The 16,470-nt window shown below is 49.7% G+C and carries 14 protein-coding genes; 4 read left to right on the top strand and 10 right to left on the bottom strand.

Annotated elements, in window-relative coordinates; genetic code table 11:
• Window position 1 precedes the first annotated feature (1 nt).
• Complete coding sequence (mdh, locus tag MES37_RS00835; RefSeq protein WP_064543062.1) at window positions 2-940, bottom strand: malate dehydrogenase; 939 nt, start codon at window positions 938-940, stop codon at window positions 2-4.
• A 433-nt stretch (window positions 941-1,373) separates the two neighbouring features.
• Between mdh and argR the strand changes: the two genes are divergently transcribed.
• The 3 genes from argR (at window position 1,374) to yhcN (MES37_RS00820) (ending at window position 2,873) form a co-directional block, all read left to right on the top strand.
• Entirely contained in the window at window positions 1,374-1,844 is a 471-nt protein-coding gene (argR, locus tag MES37_RS00830; protein WP_064543060.1) for a transcriptional regulator ArgR, read from the top strand.
• 383 nt (window positions 1,845-2,227) lie between these two features.
• Complete coding sequence (yhcN, locus tag MES37_RS00825; protein ID WP_064543059.1) at window positions 2,228-2,491, top strand: peroxide/acid stress response protein YhcN; 264 nt, start codon at window positions 2,228-2,230, stop codon at window positions 2,489-2,491.
• A gap of 115 nt (window positions 2,492-2,606) precedes the next feature.
• Complete coding sequence (gene yhcN / locus MES37_RS00820) at window positions 2,607-2,873, top strand: peroxide/acid stress response protein YhcN (protein ID WP_064543057.1); 267 nt, start codon at window positions 2,607-2,609, stop codon at window positions 2,871-2,873.
• Window positions 2,874-2,941: 68 nt separating this feature from the next.
• Here the strand turns inward: yhcN (MES37_RS00820) and MES37_RS00815 are convergent, their stop codons facing one another.
• The 5 genes from MES37_RS00815 to aaeX all read right to left on the bottom strand — a co-directional run bounded on the left by MES37_RS00815 (window position 2,942) and on the right by aaeX (window position 7,901).
• On the bottom strand, window positions 2,942-3,214 hold the full coding sequence (locus MES37_RS00815) for a barstar family protein (protein WP_064543055.1): 273 nt from the start codon (window positions 3,212-3,214) through the stop codon (window positions 2,942-2,944).
• 41 nt (window positions 3,215-3,255) lie between these two features.
• Window positions 3,256-4,710, bottom strand: coding sequence for an NAD-dependent succinate-semialdehyde dehydrogenase (locus tag MES37_RS00810; RefSeq protein ID WP_237929904.1), 1,455 nt, complete (start codon window positions 4,708-4,710; stop codon window positions 3,256-3,258).
• Window positions 4,711-4,783: 73 nt separating this feature from the next.
• Complete coding sequence (gene aaeB / locus MES37_RS00805) at window positions 4,784-6,745, bottom strand: p-hydroxybenzoic acid efflux pump subunit AaeB (RefSeq protein WP_121814805.1); 1,962 nt, start codon at window positions 6,743-6,745, stop codon at window positions 4,784-4,786.
• Between the two features lie 12 nt (window positions 6,746-6,757).
• On the bottom strand, window positions 6,758-7,690 hold the full coding sequence (aaeA, locus tag MES37_RS00800) for a p-hydroxybenzoic acid efflux pump subunit AaeA (protein WP_064543049.1): 933 nt from the start codon (window positions 7,688-7,690) through the stop codon (window positions 6,758-6,760).
• Window positions 7,691-7,697: 7 nt separating this feature from the next.
• A complete protein-coding gene (gene aaeX, locus MES37_RS00795) occupies window positions 7,698-7,901 on the bottom strand; it encodes a p-hydroxybenzoic acid efflux pump operon protein AaeX (RefSeq protein ID WP_034498893.1) in 204 nt (67 codons plus the stop codon).
• 159 nt (window positions 7,902-8,060) lie between these two features.
• Between aaeX and aaeR the strand changes: the two genes are divergently transcribed.
• Window positions 8,061-9,008 carry an HTH-type transcriptional activator AaeR gene (aaeR, locus tag MES37_RS00790; RefSeq protein ID WP_064543048.1) on the top strand — a complete coding sequence of 316 codons (948 nt, stop codon included), beginning with the start codon at window positions 8,061-8,063 and terminating at the stop codon, window positions 9,006-9,008.
• A gap of 17 nt (window positions 9,009-9,025) precedes the next feature.
• Here the strand turns inward: aaeR and tldD are convergent, their stop codons facing one another.
• From tldD to MES37_RS00770, 4 genes are all read right to left on the bottom strand, one after another.
• Window positions 9,026-10,471, bottom strand: coding sequence for a metalloprotease TldD (tldD, locus tag MES37_RS00785; protein WP_064543046.1), 1,446 nt, complete (start codon window positions 10,469-10,471; stop codon window positions 9,026-9,028).
• An 84-nt stretch (window positions 10,472-10,555) separates the two neighbouring features.
• Entirely contained in the window at window positions 10,556-14,356 is a 3,801-nt protein-coding gene (yhdP, locus tag MES37_RS00780) for an AsmA2 domain-containing protein YhdP (RefSeq protein ID WP_121814804.1), read from the bottom strand.
• A 59-nt stretch (window positions 14,357-14,415) separates the two neighbouring features.
• Complete coding sequence (gene rng, locus MES37_RS00775; protein ID WP_064543042.1) at window positions 14,416-15,885, bottom strand: ribonuclease G; 1,470 nt, start codon at window positions 15,883-15,885, stop codon at window positions 14,416-14,418.
• Window positions 15,875-16,468, bottom strand: coding sequence for a Maf family protein (locus MES37_RS00770; protein ID WP_064543040.1), 594 nt, complete (start codon window positions 16,466-16,468; stop codon window positions 15,875-15,877). Before MES37_RS00770 ends, rng begins: the two co-directional genes overlap by 11 nt.
• Window positions 16,469-16,470 lie beyond the last annotated feature (2 nt).

Here is a 16,470-nt window from a genome sequence, read left to right as displayed (position 1 = left end):
TTTATTTGTTAACAAACTCTTCGCCAAGGGTAATATCTTTCTTCAGAGTATCCAGCATCCCTTCCAACGCCTGGTGCTCGAAAGCGCTCAGTTTGCCGTAAGATTTATGCTCTGCGATACCGTTTTTACCCAGCAGCAATGGCTGAGAGAAGAAACGAGCGTGTTCGCCATTCCCTTCAACGTACGCACATTCAACCACATTGCTTTCGCCTTGCAGCGCGCGAACCAGTGACAGACCAAAGCGCGCAGCTGCCTGGCCCATTGACAGGGTTGCAGATCCACCACCCGCTTTAGCTTCTACAACTTCGGTCCCAGCATTCTGGATACGCTTAGTCAGGTCAGCAACTTCTTGCTCGGTGAAGCTAACACCAGGAATCTGCGACAGCAGTGGCAGAATGGTCACACCGGAGTGGCCGCCAATGACAGGAACTTCGATATCAGTCGGCTGTTTGCCTTTCAGTTCCGCAACAAAGGTGTTGGAGCGGATGATGTCAAGCGTGGTCACGCCAAACAGTTTGTTTTTGTCGTAAACACCTGCTTTTTTCAGCACTTCCGCAGCAATCGCAACGGTGGTATTCACTGGGTTTGTGATAATACCGATACAGGCTTTCGGGCAAGTTTTAGCAATCTGTTGAACCAGATTTTTCACGATTCCCGCGTTGACGTTAAACAGGTCTGAACGATCCATACCTGGTTTACGTGCCACACCCGCAGAGATCAGCACGACATCTGCACCAACCAGTGCAGGTGTTGCGTCTTCACCGCAGAAACCTTTGATTTTCACATCAGTAGGGATATGACTCAGATCGACTGCAACACCAGGGGTTACCGGTGCAATATCATACAGGGAGAGTTCTGAACCTGAAGGCAGTTGGGTCTTGAGTAGAAGGGCAAGCGCCTGGCCAATACCGCCTGCTGCGCCGAGGACTGCAACTTTCATCCTAAACTCCTTATTATGGTTAGCAAATAGGTGCCGTAACTCCATGCGGTGGCGACCATAATCCAGGGAAGGGGTAATTACAATCTTCCCGCTTTAGGATTGCGAGGTTGAGCATTCCTGAAACGTTACTGCTGCATTTACTCGCCGGGTGGAAACGACGCCTTAGCGCCCGGTCACAACCTGATGTTGTCACATCAACGGCGGTTACATTACCCCTCCATCCGCAGCAAAACAACATCATTTTGATAACATTTAGTTTACTTGGCATCTTATTTTAGAGTCGTGACGAAGGCATGTTTCTCGATAACAAAATTTGATAATATCCGCCTCTTTCATAACATTATTTCAGGCCTTCACCCAGCCAATAATTTGCATAACAATTCATTTAAATGCATAATAATGTTATCTTCGTTGACCTGAACATGGGTGATATATGCGTATTTCCTCAAAACAAGAAGAATTAGTCAAAGCGTTCAAAGCATTATTAAAAGAAGAGAAATTCAGTTCTCAAGGTGAAATCGTTCATGCTTTGCAAAATGATGGTTTCGAAAACATCAACCAATCCAAAGTCTCTCGTATGCTGACCAAGTTTGGTGCGGTGCGTACCCGCAACGCCAAAATGGAAATGGTGTACTGCTTACCAGCCGAGCTTGGCGTGCCAACAACGTCCAGCCCGCTGAAAAACCTGGTACTGGATATTGATTACAACGATGCCGTTGTTGTTATCCACACAAGCCCAGGGGCGGCACAGTTAATTGCACGTTTGCTGGATTCGTTAGGTAAAGCTGAAGGTATTTTGGGCACGATTGCTGGTGATGACACCATCTTTACCACCCCGGCAAGGGACTTCACTGTAAAAGAATTGTATGAAGCAATTTTGGTGTTGTTCGAACAAGAGTTGTAAGCATTACTTCCGTATTCCCGCTGTCAGTACGGCGGGAATAACACCTTCATAACAATCCCCTGGCTGTCATCGTTTATACGTAAATCCCCTTATTTAGGCTTTCCCCAAATCTAAACATCTCTCTCATCAGCCGGTTATGTGATGAATCGCACAAAAAGCTAATTCATGGCATCTCATTGTTTTTACTTATACTTAACAAAAAATCAGCAATAAAAGACTCATTTTAATAACTTTACGTAATATAAAAAGCCTCTATTATTGTAAAGTTTCATAGAGAATAATTAGCGTGGTATTAATTTTGTAGGTTATTAGTGTATACTTGATTTTGTGATGAGGGTCACGAAATGAAGGCCCCAATAAAAGAATACGACGAGGCGAAAATTATGAACATGAAATCAACTTTAGTTACCGCAAGCCTGCTCTCGATGCTGTCATTCGGCGCTTTTGCAGCGACATCTATTAATACCGAACAGGCACAAAACCGCCAGGCGATGGGTTCAGTGTCTGTCAGCCAGGTCGGTAGTGCTCCGATGGACATGCACCAGTTGCTGAATAAGAAAGCTGAAGAGCAAGGCGCTTCTTCTTACCGCATCATTGAAGCCCGTACTGGCGACCAATGGCATGCAACAGCAGAGCTGTACAAGTAACAGCCCGGTAGCAATAAGCAAAAGCAATACAACGATAATCCAGACAACGGCCCCAAGAACAATAAAGCAGTTTAGCCCTTCCGGTCGTTGAGAAAACCATTCAGGAGTAAAGATTATGAAAACCAAATTAACTATCGCAGCACTGAGCCTTTTCTCTGTTATCTCTTTCGGCGCTAACGCAGCCGCACATCAGGTAAACAGCGAACAAGCACAAAACATGCAATCTATGGGTAGCATTTCTGTCAGCCAGGTTGGCAGTGCACCAATGGATATGCGTCAGGAATTATCACAGAAAGCGACTAAAGAAGGTGCATCGGCATATCGTATTACCGAAGCACGTAGTGGCGATGCATGGCACGCTACCGCTGAACTGTATAAATAAACCCTCGTCGTCAAAACTGACGGCTTTGCCCCCGCTCGCGGGGGCTTTTTTATGCCCTAACATCATGGTTAACCACGTACGTTGAAACGCAATTGCCCTTCCAGTTCCTCTTCTGCTTCGTCGAAAAGCAAAATCAACGCCCCGTAGCGCCGTCTTTGCATCTCCGGCAGGTGAACAAATTCTATTTCCACCGGGAGAGGTAAGATGCCTCCAACGACGACATCCCATAAACTATCGAGATCGTGAACCTGTTTTTTCTCAAGTTGAAATACCTGGATAAAGTGACGATAGAATCCCGGCTGATCTTCTATCTGACTAAAATCAAAGGTGTATTTTTTCATTACTTGCCACCTTAACCAGAGCGCTCTTATCTTTTGAGCTTCTACAGCCCGCCAATATGCAAGGTTTTGACTTCCAGAAACTCATCCAGGCCCAGTACCGAGCCTTCTCGCCCTAGTCCAGATTCTTTCACTCCGCCAAACGGCCCCAACTCAGTCGACACCGCACATTCGTTAATACCAATCATCCCACTTTCAAGTGCTTGCGAAACGCGGAATACACGCGATAGATTTTGAGTATAGAAGTATGCCGCCAAACCAAATGGCGTATTATTCGCCCGCTCAATAACTTCCCCTTCCGTTTTAAAACGGAAGCAAGCAGCGAGTGGCCCGAAGGTTTCTTCATGTGCCAGTTTCATTTCATCGCTGGCATCGACAATCACCGTGGGCTGCCAGAAGTTGCCCCCCAACGCATGGCTCTTACCTCCCACCAGCACTTTGCCACCTTGCGCGATAGCATCTTCGATATGCTCACGCACTTTATCGACTGCGGATTTTTCAATTAATGGCCCGACAACCACGCCCTCTTCCAGGCCGTTACCGACTTTCAGTGCCTTAACCGCATCGGCCAGTTTATTCACGAACTGGTCATAAACACCGTCCTGAATAAAGAAACGATTCACGCTAACGCAGACCTGGCCTGCATTACGGAATTTGTTAGCAATGGCCCCTTTCACTGCTTCGTCGATATCCGCGTCATCAAAGACGATATAAGGCGCATTACCGCCTAATTCCATCGACACTTTCTTCATGGTTTCCGCGGCGTTGCGCACTAATGTTTTGCCAACTGCCGTAGAACCGGTAAACGAAATTTTACGAACCGCGTGGCTCGCCATTATTGCGTCGCTAATTTCTTGCGTGTTCCCTGCGACGGCATTTAATACCCCATCAGGTACCCCGGCTTTTTTTGCCAGCGCCAGTAAGGCAAAGGCTGATAGTGGTGTGTTGTTAGCTGGTTTAATCACGCCAGTACAACCCGCAGCAAGCGCCGGGCCGAGTTTGCGTGTCAGCATCGCCATGGGGAAATTCCACGGAGTAATTGCCGCGACAACACCAATTGGCTCGCGGGTTGCCAGAATGCGTGATCCAGGTTTGGCTGGAGGGATGATTTCACCATTTGCCCGTTTGGCCTGTTCAGCGAACCACTGGATAAAACTTGCGGCGTACTCAACCTCACCTTCCGCCTCTTTCAGCGGCTTGCCTTGTTCGGTGGTCATTAAGCGCCCGAGCCAGGCTTTGTTCTCAATAATTAACTGGAACCAACGGTAGAGGATGGTTGAACGTTCTTTGGCGGTTTTTGCACGCCATGCAGGAAAAGCTTTAGCGGCTGCGGCAATCGCATCTTCAGCTTCCTTTTTGCCTGCTTTTGCGACTTTAGCGACAACTTCACCGGTGGCAGGATTGAGAACGTCGAAGGTTTCGTTCAGCTTGTGCCATTCACCATTGACCAGATAACCCGTGTTAAATAATTCACTATCCTGGAGTGCCTGATTTGTCATAATTTTCTCCCGTTATGAATTGCGCATCCAATAAGTATAGATACAAAAAAGCCGACGCAGGCGTCGGCTCGGGTTAGGCATTTATCAGGGCATGCTGGTATTTATGCAACACATGCGCCAGCCGTTTCACCGGTTCGGTGACTTGTAGCGGCGCCTCCCAAACACGCAATTTCTCCTGGTAAATATCCAGCTCCTCCAATAATTGTTTGAAGTAGCGCTGTTTTTTATCATCACTTGATGCCGAAGTAAGCTTATCAGCCGTGTTTCGCAACTGGCGATGGAATGCTGAGAGATCATCATTCACCGGGATCGGTGCATCACGTAATCGCTGGTGCGCGATAATCAATGTCAGCGCCAGGCGGTAACGATCGATATCACCCGGGAACATATTGAGCAGTAAGAAAAGCTGCTGATAGAGCGCTGGCAGATGGTTTTCTTTACGGCGCGCTTTGTTGGTGGTCAGCGCAGAAACTGCCGCAGAAACAAATTGATTAAGCAGCGTGCGGCCCGTGCGCTCTTTTGAATTATCGCGGATAAGCAAGATAACCATCATCGCCAGGAAACAACCCACTATTTGCCCCAATGCGCTGTCCAAAAACGAGCTGAAATGAAACGTCATTGGGTTATCTAAAACGATAATATTGATGGTACTTGCCAATGCCCCCATCGACCCTAAGCGGCGCTTTTGTACTTCAATGCCCATAAAGAAACCCAGCAATGCAAGGCTGATGCACAGCAGCAACATACTTTGCTGAGTCGACGGAATCACCACTAAAAAATAGAACGCACCGAGCGGCAAAGCGGCAATGGTACCGTACAGAAAATCAATCGCCACCATGCGCGGATTGGGTAAACGCATCGCCAGCGACGTCACAACGGCAATCATAACCATCGCACCGCTGCCCGATGTCCAGCCCGTCCATAACCAAAATAAGCAGCCAAGAATGCAGGAAATCGTGGTACGCCAGAAGTTTATCATCGCGTGATGCCCTTCTGCAGACTGCACTTTGATGACCACTTCCTGGGTCAAAACCTCTTCTTCCACCGCGCTAATACGGGTGTTGCTGATAACGCCACGTTTTAGCAACAGATAGCGGCTGAACGCGCCTACCCAACTGCTTATTGTGGCGGGTGTATTTTTATCGCCGGTGTATGAAATGGCTCTGCGGATAACTTTCACCTGCTTATGAACATCAGCAGCGGTTTCTACAGGTAACTCAAACAACATACGGAATTCTGGAGTCATGTATTCCGGACGCGTGTTTTGAATCAGAAATGTTTCGCAAGCCTGGGTGATAAGCGTTAGCGAGAGCGAGTTGATCGCTTTCAGGCGGCGATTAGCACGATTCCAGCGTGAGGATTCAATATTGAGATTCCCGCGCATCCCTTCCAGAGCGGTAGTGCGGCGCACCAGGCCACTCCAGGCCTTATCAACTTCCTCTTTGTCACCATGAGCAATACACAACTGCATCAGGCGATAGTGGTCCACCAGCAGGTTATCCAGCTCACGATCAATTTCTTGCTTAATGGAACGCGGGGAAAAAATTAAATCGGCAAGAATCGCGCAAACAATACCAATCACAATCTCACTACACCGCTCGACCGCAAATTGTGGGGTGACAAGCGGGTTGGCTTGAATGGTGATAACAATGATTAACGCCGTGTAGCCAGAAAGCCCCCAGGCGTAGGAATTTTCAACTTTAACCAGCGAGGAAATCCAGGTACAAAAACCAGCCCAAATACAGCATACCAACAGCATCACAACAGGTGCACGAATCATTGAAGTGATGATTAACAGCGCGGCAATACAGCCAATAAAAGTACCGATGATACGCAGCATTCCGCGATAACGAATCGCCCCTGAATAGGGTTCACCGCCAGCAGCAAACGCCGGGCCAGCCGCTACAATCGCCGCAGTTAGCACCGCCCAGCGCGGAGTTTCCAGTTGAAAATGGAAACCAACAAACACCGCCAACACGATGGCAAAAGCCAACTTGAAGGCAAAGCGTAAATGTAAGTGCGAGATGAAATACATGTCAGCCTATGCTTAGCCGAACTCACGCAAACGATGCATGAATTTAATGAATACCGAATCGTGGTTGATATCTCTGTCTTTATCGCCAGTCACAACAACCGTGGCCGTGGTTCCCGCCGGGAAAAGGTTAGCTTGCTGATCATCAAGACGAATTCTCACGGGCACACGCTGTGCCAAACGCACCCATTCCAGGTTTGAATCAACCGTCGCCATCCCTTTTGCATCTTTGGTACTGCTGGCGTTAGTCACCCCGGCAGAAATGCTATCAACCGTGCCGCGTAATACGCGATTACTGCCCAGTGGCGTGATTTGTACCCGGAAACCTGGGCGAATACCGTCAAGCTTGGTCTCTTCCATGTAGGCCAGAATGTAGAAACTACCCTGTTTTACCAACGCTACCGCCGTGGAACCACGGGTAATAAACTCGCCAGAGTAGACATTCAGGTTGGTTATCCAACCATCAGCAGGCGCGCGGATAATCGTGCGTTGCAAATCCAATGCAGCCAAATCACGGGTTGCTTCGGATTTTGCTAATTGATGCAGAACGGTTTGTAGCACGTTGTTAGATTGGTCAATTTCTTCCCGTGACATCGCCTGGGTGCCCAGTGAATTACGACGCCCAGCTTCACGGCGTTTCTCCCCGGCCAAAACCTGGTAATAAGCGACATCGGCCTGGGCTTGCTCCAGGGCTTTCTGATAACGTGGCTGATCGATGGTGAAGAGAATCTGATCTTTCTTTACCAGTTGGTTGTCATGGACTTTAACGTCAGTGATTAAACCCGATACGTCCGGAGCAATCGCGACAACATCTGCGGTGAAGCGGGCATCACGCGTCCACGGGGATTCGGTATAAAATACCCAGGCACGGAAGATAGCGATGAAAGCCAGCAGCACCAAAATCAGTGTGATGGCCGTGCGGGTCATTTTTCTTGTAAGTGCTTTCACATCAACCTCAAACAAACAGGCGCGAGATTAGATAAAACAGGCAGCAATAAAGCGCTGTATTAAATAATGCCGGGTGCCAGACAAAATCATAAATTCCCGTCGGAGTCAGCAGACGGCGAACCAACCAGAACAGCGCCAGCGAAAGAATTAGCTCGAAGAATATCGGCGGAAAAGAAAGACCGAATATCACGATAACGGGAAATAGACTCATGTTAACCTTGCAGAAAATTCGGAAGACACCAACCCAGGAGCTGCCAGAAATGCTGTGCTAACGACTGATACGGGTGGTGTTAGTAATAATATATTAACGTAATTGTTAGCGGGTTATCTATAATGTGTGATCTAAATCACTTTTAAGCCAGAGTGAACAATGGAAAGACTTAAACGCATGTCGGTGTTTGCCAAAGTGGTCGAGCTTGGCTCTTTTACCGCAACGGCCAGGCAGCTGGAAATGAGCGTATCGTCCATCAGCCAAACCGTTTCCAAACTTGAAGATGAGTTACAGGTAAAGCTGTTAAACCGCAGCACGCGTAGCATCGGGCTGACTGAGGCCGGTAAAATCTACTACCTCGGCTGCCGCAAGATGCTGCACGAAGCGCAAGAGGTGCATGAGCAACTCTACGCTTTTAACAACACGCCAATTGGTACGCTGCGTATCGGCAGTTCTTCAACTATGGCACAAAATGTCCTCGCGTCCATGACCGCCGAGATGCTCAAAGAGTACCCCGAGTTAACGGTTAATCTGGTGACAGGCATTCCCGCGCCCGACCTGATCGCTGATGGTCTGGACGTAGTGATTCGTGTAGGTGCTTTACAGGATTCCAGTCTGTTCTCGACACGGCTCGGATCGATGCCTATGGTGATTTGCGCCGCCAAAAGTTATCTCCAGCAAAATGGCACGCCGGAAAAGCCGGCCGATCTTGCCAGTCACTCGTGGCTGGAATACAGCATTCGTCCGCATAATGAATTCGAGTTGATAGCACCTGAAGGGCTGACGACGCGGATGATCCCGCAAGGGCGCTTCGTGACCAATGATCCCATGACATTAAGTCGCTGGCTAAAAGTGGGGGCTGGTATCGCTTATGTCCCGTTGATGTGGGTGATCGATGAGATCAATGACGGAACGCTTGAGATCTTACTGCCGAGTTATCAATCCGACCCGCGTCCGGTATACGCGTTGTATACGGAAAAAGATAAGTTGCCGTTGAAAGTACAGGTCTGCATTAACTACCTGACTGAATATTTCGTGAAGGTTTCGCACCTCTATCAAGGGGTACGAGATAAGAAAGGACGTGCGATAGAAAACAGCCGGGAGTAAACCCGGCTGTCATTGTTTTACGCTGTGCCGCCAACCGTCAGGTTATCGACTTTGAGCGTTGGCTGGCCGACACCGACAGGCAGGCTCTGCCCCTCTTTGCCGCAGACACCGACACCGTTATCCAGCGCCAGATCGTTACCGACCATAGAAATCTGCTGCATAGTTTCAATACCGGAACCAATCAGCGTTGCGCCTTTCACTGGTTTGGTCACTTTGCCATTTTCGATGAGATACGCTTCAGAAGTTGAGAACACAAACTTGCCGGAGGTGATATCCACTTGCCCGCCGCCAAAGTTCGGAGCGTAGATCCCGTATTCAACCGATTCGATAATCTCTTGTGGAGTCGATTTTCCCGCCAGCATGTAGGTATTGGTCATGCGTGGCATCGGCAGGTGCGCGTAAGATTCACGACGGCCATTACCGGTTGGCGCAACGCCCATCAGACGAGCATTGAGTTTGTCCTGCATGTAGCCTTTCAGCACACCGTTTTCGATCAATACGTTGTATTGGCCAGGCACACCTTCATCGTCAATTGCAACAGAGCCACGGCGGTTCGCCATGGTGCCGTCATCGACAACAGTACACAATTCTGAAGCAACCAATTGGCCTATCTGGCCACTGAACACGGAAGTGCCACGACGGTTAAAATCACCTTCAAGACCGTGCCCCACCGCTTCATGCAGCAAAACACCTGGCCAGCCCGCGCCAAGCACTACCGGGAACATGCCTGCTGGTGCTGCCACCGCAGAAAGGGTCACTAAAGCCATACGCACTGCTTCTTTCGCCCAGGCATCTGCACGAACTTCACCATCAACGGTTTCGAGGAAATATTCATAACCGAAACGACCGCCGCCGCCACTTGAGCCGCGCTCGCGTTTGCCGTTATCTTCAACCTGAACGCTGACAGACAAGCGCACTAGCGGGCGAACGTCAGCCGCCAGAGTCCCGTCAGTTGCCGCGACCAGAATCAATTCATAAACGCCCGTCAGGCTGGCAGTCACTTCCTGGACGCGGGCGTCTGCCGCACGGGCAACGCTATCAACGCGTTTCAGGATGTCGAGTTTCTCTTCACGCGTCATGCTTTGCAGAGGGTCGGCACTGGTATAGAGCGCGCTATGCTGCACGGCACCTAATGTTTGAACCCGGCCATTCCCTTTTTCCTGCACGATGCTTCGTGCGGCATGAGCACTTTGTTCCAGCGCCAACAAGCTGACCTGGTCGGCATAGGCAAAACCGGTTTTCTCGCCGCTCACGGCGCGCACGCCAACACCCTGATCGATGTTGTAAGAACCATCTTTAATGATGCGATCTTCCAGCACCCAGGATTCGTGATAACTGGACTGGAAATAGAGATCTCCGTAGTCGAGTCGGCGCTCGGACAATTGTCCCAAAATGGAAAACAGATCTTGATGGGTTAAGCCATTCGCAGACAGCAACTGCTCACTTACCAGGTTCAGACTCATCGTTTCGCTACTCTTTTTACAAACAAGTTGGGTGCCCTAAAGGCATATCTATTGAGCTTGCGGCAATTAACCGCGCACGTCAAATCACTTAGCCTCTTTCAGCCTTGGCTGGCGGAGCACTTCATTGATTTGCGGTTTATCGACCGATCCTGTGATGTGGTAGCGCAGTACAGATATTTTGCTCCATAGCGGCCCTAACACTTTGCTGGCGGCGAATACCGCGGCACCGATGATTGGGTTCACCACGAATGCCGTTGCCACGCCGACGGTGGCAGAAATTTCTGGTGCAATAACAGCTTCAACATCAAGTCGACGCTGAACTAAATCGACCGAGCCTTTCATGCCAATATCGGCTTCCAGTCCGTCCACCAGCGTATCATCGCTGTTCAGAACCCCGTCTTTAATCCAGGCGGTACTACGGATGGAATCAAAGTAGAAACCTTCACCAAAGGTGTCGCTGAAGTCGAAACGCAGTTTACGCATCAACGCATCGACACTGACTAAACGCAGCAATTGTCCGGCGTGGCCTGTACCCAGATCAGCAATTTGCCCTTTGCCTAATTTGATATGAAGAATACCGTTTAATGAGGCAAGCTGCGGCTGCCACGGTTTATCACGCCAGTGTAAATCATAGTCTGCATCAAACGATGAGCCTTGAATCGGCGTTTTGACGCCAAAGAAGTTGGTCGCAGCATCAAGTTTTTTGCCGTGTAGTTTACCTTTTAAAGACGTGCGTTCTTCTGCCGGGTTATTCACCCACACACCGCTGGCGGTAAGCTTTGCAAATCCGGCATCGATTAACCCGTTTTCCAGTTGTAGCGTGTTTCCTTTGACGGCGAAATCACCGTCAATACGGCCATATTTTTGCCCCCAAAGCCAACACTCGCCACAGCGAAGTTGTAAATCAGGCCATTCACGGAAATCAATCGCTTCATTGCCTTCCAACGGTGAAGCACTGGTCGATTTGGCTTTGCTATTACCCCAGTCAGGGTTGAAATAGAGATACTTGATTGCTGCACGCCACGGTGCATTGTTTTGTATCGTCAACGAGCCATTCACTTCACGCCCCTGCGCTTCGACGCGCGTGCCATTCGTAATGGCCTGGGAAACCAGACTCAGGTTGTTCCATTGCTGGCCAGCAAACGTCAGCGAAGGCGTGCGCAGTGTGACGTTAGTTGGGAATGATGCCGAGTTCCCCACGCTTTCCACCGCTCCATGGCTAAACAACGCCAACCATTGCGCACCATCCATCGCCGGAAGATCCAGTTCTAAGCCGGAGTTATCAGGTAATGGAGGAACGGTTTGGCTATTGGTTGCCCAAATTGCCCGGTCAAGAGTGAGCTTTTTATTCAGTAGCCAACGGCTGGAGAAATGATTTTTCGCACCGGAGTTACCCGTCAGATCGAAACTATCGAGATTTCCTTTCACCGCGACATTCAACGGTAGCGCTTGCCCCGCTGATTTATCGACAGGAGCAGGTAAGTGACTGCTCACATTCTTCAAGTCTGCGGCGACGTTGATCTGGTAATTCGGTTCTCCGCGATAAGGAAGCGTAATCGCTACATCGCCTTTCCACGGGACATTGCCACTCAATTCTTTGCTGATGGGTTCAGGGATAATACCCATTTTTGTCGGCTGCCAGTCGCCCAGCAAATTGACGCCAATCTGGTAGTCTTTCACGCCCGTTTTAGTATTGAAATCAATGCCAATCGGTTGGTTAAACCAGGTGGCTTTTAACGGTTCACTTTGCAAATCACCATTCACAAAGCTGAACTTACCGCTCAGGTTACTCAACGTGCTGGAGAGCGGTTTAATCAACAAGGTATTGTTCTTGAGCTGAACATCGCCCGAAGCGGTAGTCATTTTACCGTTCAGCGGGATATCCAGATGTAAGCGAGCATTCACATCGCCGCCAATCTGGAGTTCATCCAGTGCAGCAGACAGAGAATCTTTGAGCGGAGTTTCTTTGAAATACGGCCCAACCGCACTGCCCGGGCCACTGATGTCAGAATCGACTAACAGCTTTTGCTTTTTGTAATCCGGAATATTTGCCGTCAGATTACGCCCGGTCACACCACCCAGTTTCACTTCATCCGATTTCATCCACAAACCGTTATTGATGAAATCCAGACTAATATTCAAGTTGTCTAATGCTGGCCAGTCAGGCTGGAAGGCAAATTTAGCGTTATACAGCGGGACGTAGACCTGGAACTGACCTTCGTTATGCACATAAGGGAAAAGACGCGGATTGCCGCCATACACTAGAGTCGCGTTATCGGACTCGCCACCTTGTATCGCACCGCTGAGGTAATCAACCAGCTGTTTTCCCATCAGGTTTTCAGGGAAGTAACGCCAGGCATCACCGCCATTATGCGTACTAATTCCGGCTAAAATCCCCAACCAGGGTTCATCGCCTGTCGGCTGATAGTAGCGGAAGTCACCCGCAGCCCAGACAGAACGGGCTTTCACATCCAGATTTTTGCCATCAAGCTGGAAACCCGCGGCATTCTTCTGCCATTCGAGCGTGGCAACGGCTCGTTCAACTTCCAGCGGGGCACGGAATACGCCCACGTATGGCATTTTGGCGTCAATAACCTGCGCATTAAGCTGCCCGTGCCCGACACCACCGGTGACCGACCCCGAGAAGTGTTCGACGCCGGGTAACATTTTCCATTGCTTCCAGCTAACGTCCTTCCAGCGCCCTTGCATACGAGTGTTTTCGGTCTGCTGAAGAGGAATATCCACGGCCAGCACATCAATGTGCCCGCGTGGTTGCAGCGTGTTCCAGATTTCACCGAAATCCGGTGAAATCTTCTCTGCAATCGGTAACAAACCGGTGAAGCTTTCCAGCTCCATATTAGTGGCACGTACACGTAACTCATCGCTGCGCGTACTCTCTTTTCCACCAACATTTTGCGGAGCAACCCACGCCAGTGATAAAGAACCTTTGGGCCAGGTTTTACCATCAAGGGTGATATTGGTCGATGGAATGGCAATATCCCAGCCCGCAGCAGAACGATTGACACGTGCCATCAAATTATCAACCGACATCTGATGCCCGGTGTTTTTCCCAGCCCAGCTGGCACCACCTTGCTTCAACCAGACGTTGCCACCTGAAATATCACCCGCTTTGATATCCATCCAGGCTTCGAGGGTAAACTCAGCGGTCTGCAAGTCGATATTGTCTTCCATCCAACGACCAAGCCACGGTTTCATATCAACATTTTCAGCCTGTAGCCAGACTTTACCGATGTTCAATAAGCCATTTTCGTCACGCAGATCCATGCGTACTTTCGCCACGCCGTGTTGGCCGTTAAAGCTCGATAAGCTGACCAGCCCTTCGGCGCGGTGACGGTTTTTGGAGTTAAGCCAGGTGAGTTGTGGAATGGCGAGTTCGGCGCGCTGGCCGGAAATCGTCAGGAAACTCAGGGAACTGTCGCGAAGATCAAAGTGATCGAACTGGCGTAAAAAGAGATCGCTGATTTTACCCGGCTCGAGTTTGCTATCCCCTTTATTTCGACTTAACGGGGTATTGGTGCGCACCTGCAATTGGTAAAAAGTGAGGTCACGGAACTGCCAGCGGGCGTGCAAAATACTTTGCCAGAGATCGAGCGCCAACGTGACACGTTTCACGCTCATCTCACCACCATCTTTCAAGCCCGCTTTGATATCGCGGACATCAAGCGTTGGGCCATAGTTTTCCCAGTTGGCCTGGATCTGGCTGGCATCGACGGGGGTACCCGTCATGGCTTCAATTTTTTCGAGCAGCGCTGGACGCCAGGCATCGAGGTGCGGCAAAACCAGCCGCAAACCACTCACCAGCAGTGCGACGATAACGATCAACGTTGCGCCAGTGATCAGCAGAATGCCGGGCAGTCGCCTCACGAAAATCTCCTTGTTTGCCGCCGGAGCGGAACTCAAATCTGCACTATCCGTGCAGCGAGTTACATCATAACGACGTCGAACTGCTCTTGATTATAGAGCGGCTCGATCTGAACTTTGACTTGCTTGCCGACAAAAATTTCCACTTCTGCCAATGAATGGGACTCTTCGCTTTTCAGCGCTTCCCCCACAGCAGGTGATGCGTAAACCAGGAAACGGTCGGAATCATAAGCATGATGCACGCGCACAATTTCACGCATAATTTCATAACACACCGTTTCAACCGTTTTCACCGTACCGCGACCATGGCAAGTTGGACAATCGTTGCAAAGCACATGTTCAACACTTTCACGCGTGCGTTTGCGTGTCATCTCAACCAGCCCAAGCTGTGAGAAACCATTAATACTGGTTTTCACGCGATCTTTACTCAATGCCTGCTCGAGGGAGTGCAGCACGCGTCGGCGATGGTCTTCATTACTCATATCGATGAAATCAATAATGATTATGCCGCCGAGATTACGCAAACGTAACTGGCGAGCTATCGCCTGTGTCGCTTCAATATTGGTATTGAAAATGGTGTCATCAAGATTGCGGTGGCCAACGAAAGCCCCGGTGTTGATATCCACAGTCGTCATCGCTTCAGTCTGGTCGATAACCAGGTAACCACCTGATTTCAGCTCAACTTTTCGCTCCAGCGCACGTTGGATTTCGTTCTCAACGTCGAACAAATCAAAAATAGGCTGGCGACCACTGTAGTGTTCGATTTTGTTGTGCATTTCCGGCATGTATTCTGCGGTAAACTCCAGCAGCATGTCGTAAGTCAGACGGGAGTCGACACGAATTCGGTCAAGTGCGGCATCGGCAAAATCACGCAGTACGCGCTGCGCCAGTGCTAATTCACCGTAAAGTTGGCAGCGGGTTTTGTTACGTTTTTTGCGCTCGCTGACTTTGGTCCAGACACGCTTGAGGTAAGCCGCATCTGAAGCTAAATCGTCTTCGCATACGCCTTCAGCTGCGGTGCGAATAATGAATCCGCCTTGCTCATCGCAATACGCATTCACTACACGTTTAAGACGTTCACGCTCGGCTTCACTTTCAATGCGCTGGGATACGCCAACGTGGGAAGCTCCTGGCATAAAGACCAAATAACGAGATGGCAGCGTGATATCGGTAGTCAAACGAGCACCTTTGGTACCCAGCGGGTCTTTCACCACTTGAACCATTAAGTCCTGGCCCTGACGCACCAACTCGGAGATATCGCGTACGGTGAAATTTTTCTGCTCTTCTCCCGCCACACATTCGGTATGCGGCATGATGTCAGAAGCGTGAAGAAACGCTGCCTTATCAAGGCCAATATCTACAAATGCCGCCTGCATCCCGGGAAGCACCCGGCTTACACGACCTTTGTAGATATTCCCTACGATCCCGCGGCGTGCTTCGCGTTCAATGTGAATCTCTTGCAGTATTCCACCATCAATGTAAGCCACCCGAGTTTCCGATGGCGTCACGTTGACTAATAATTCAGCCGTCATGTTTTCCTCGTCCATCACGCAATGCGTGAAAATTACTCAGCAATTCATAAGTTTCAACAAGCGGTAAACCGACTACTGCATGATAGCTGCCATTAATCTTCCTGACAAAACAGCCACCAAGCCCTTGAATACCGTATGCACCTGCTTTATCCATCGGTTCACCGCAGGCCACATAACCCGCGATATCCTGTTCTGATAATGCACGAAAAGTCACTTCAGTCGTTACCAGACAATCCAGCAAAGATTCACGGTCTGCCAGCGCAACAGCCGTCATTACCTGGTGCTGATTCCCGGATAACATACGCAACATCTCAGCAGCGTGTTGTTCATCTTTAGGTTTTTCCAACACCTTGCCATTGTAGATAACAATCGTATCGGCACCCAGAACAGGTAAGTCATGTTGCGCGAGCGCAACGCCCGCCCGCGCTTTATCACGCGCCAGGCGCACGACATACTGCTGTGCGCTTTCATGGCTAAGACGCTGTTCTTCTACATCAGTAATGATGCGCTCAAACGACACACCCAACTGAGTCAGTAATTCCTGACGACGCGGGGAGCCGGATGCCAGATACAAAGATGTCATGT

It is taken from the genome of Buttiauxella sp. S19-1, assembly GCF_022134725.1.
In the GTDB taxonomy this organism is placed as follows: domain Bacteria; phylum Pseudomonadota; class Gammaproteobacteria; order Enterobacterales; family Enterobacteriaceae; genus Buttiauxella; species Buttiauxella ferragutiae.
Note: the sequence above shows the minus strand (reverse complement) of the source record. Positions and strands in the feature narration are given on the sequence as shown.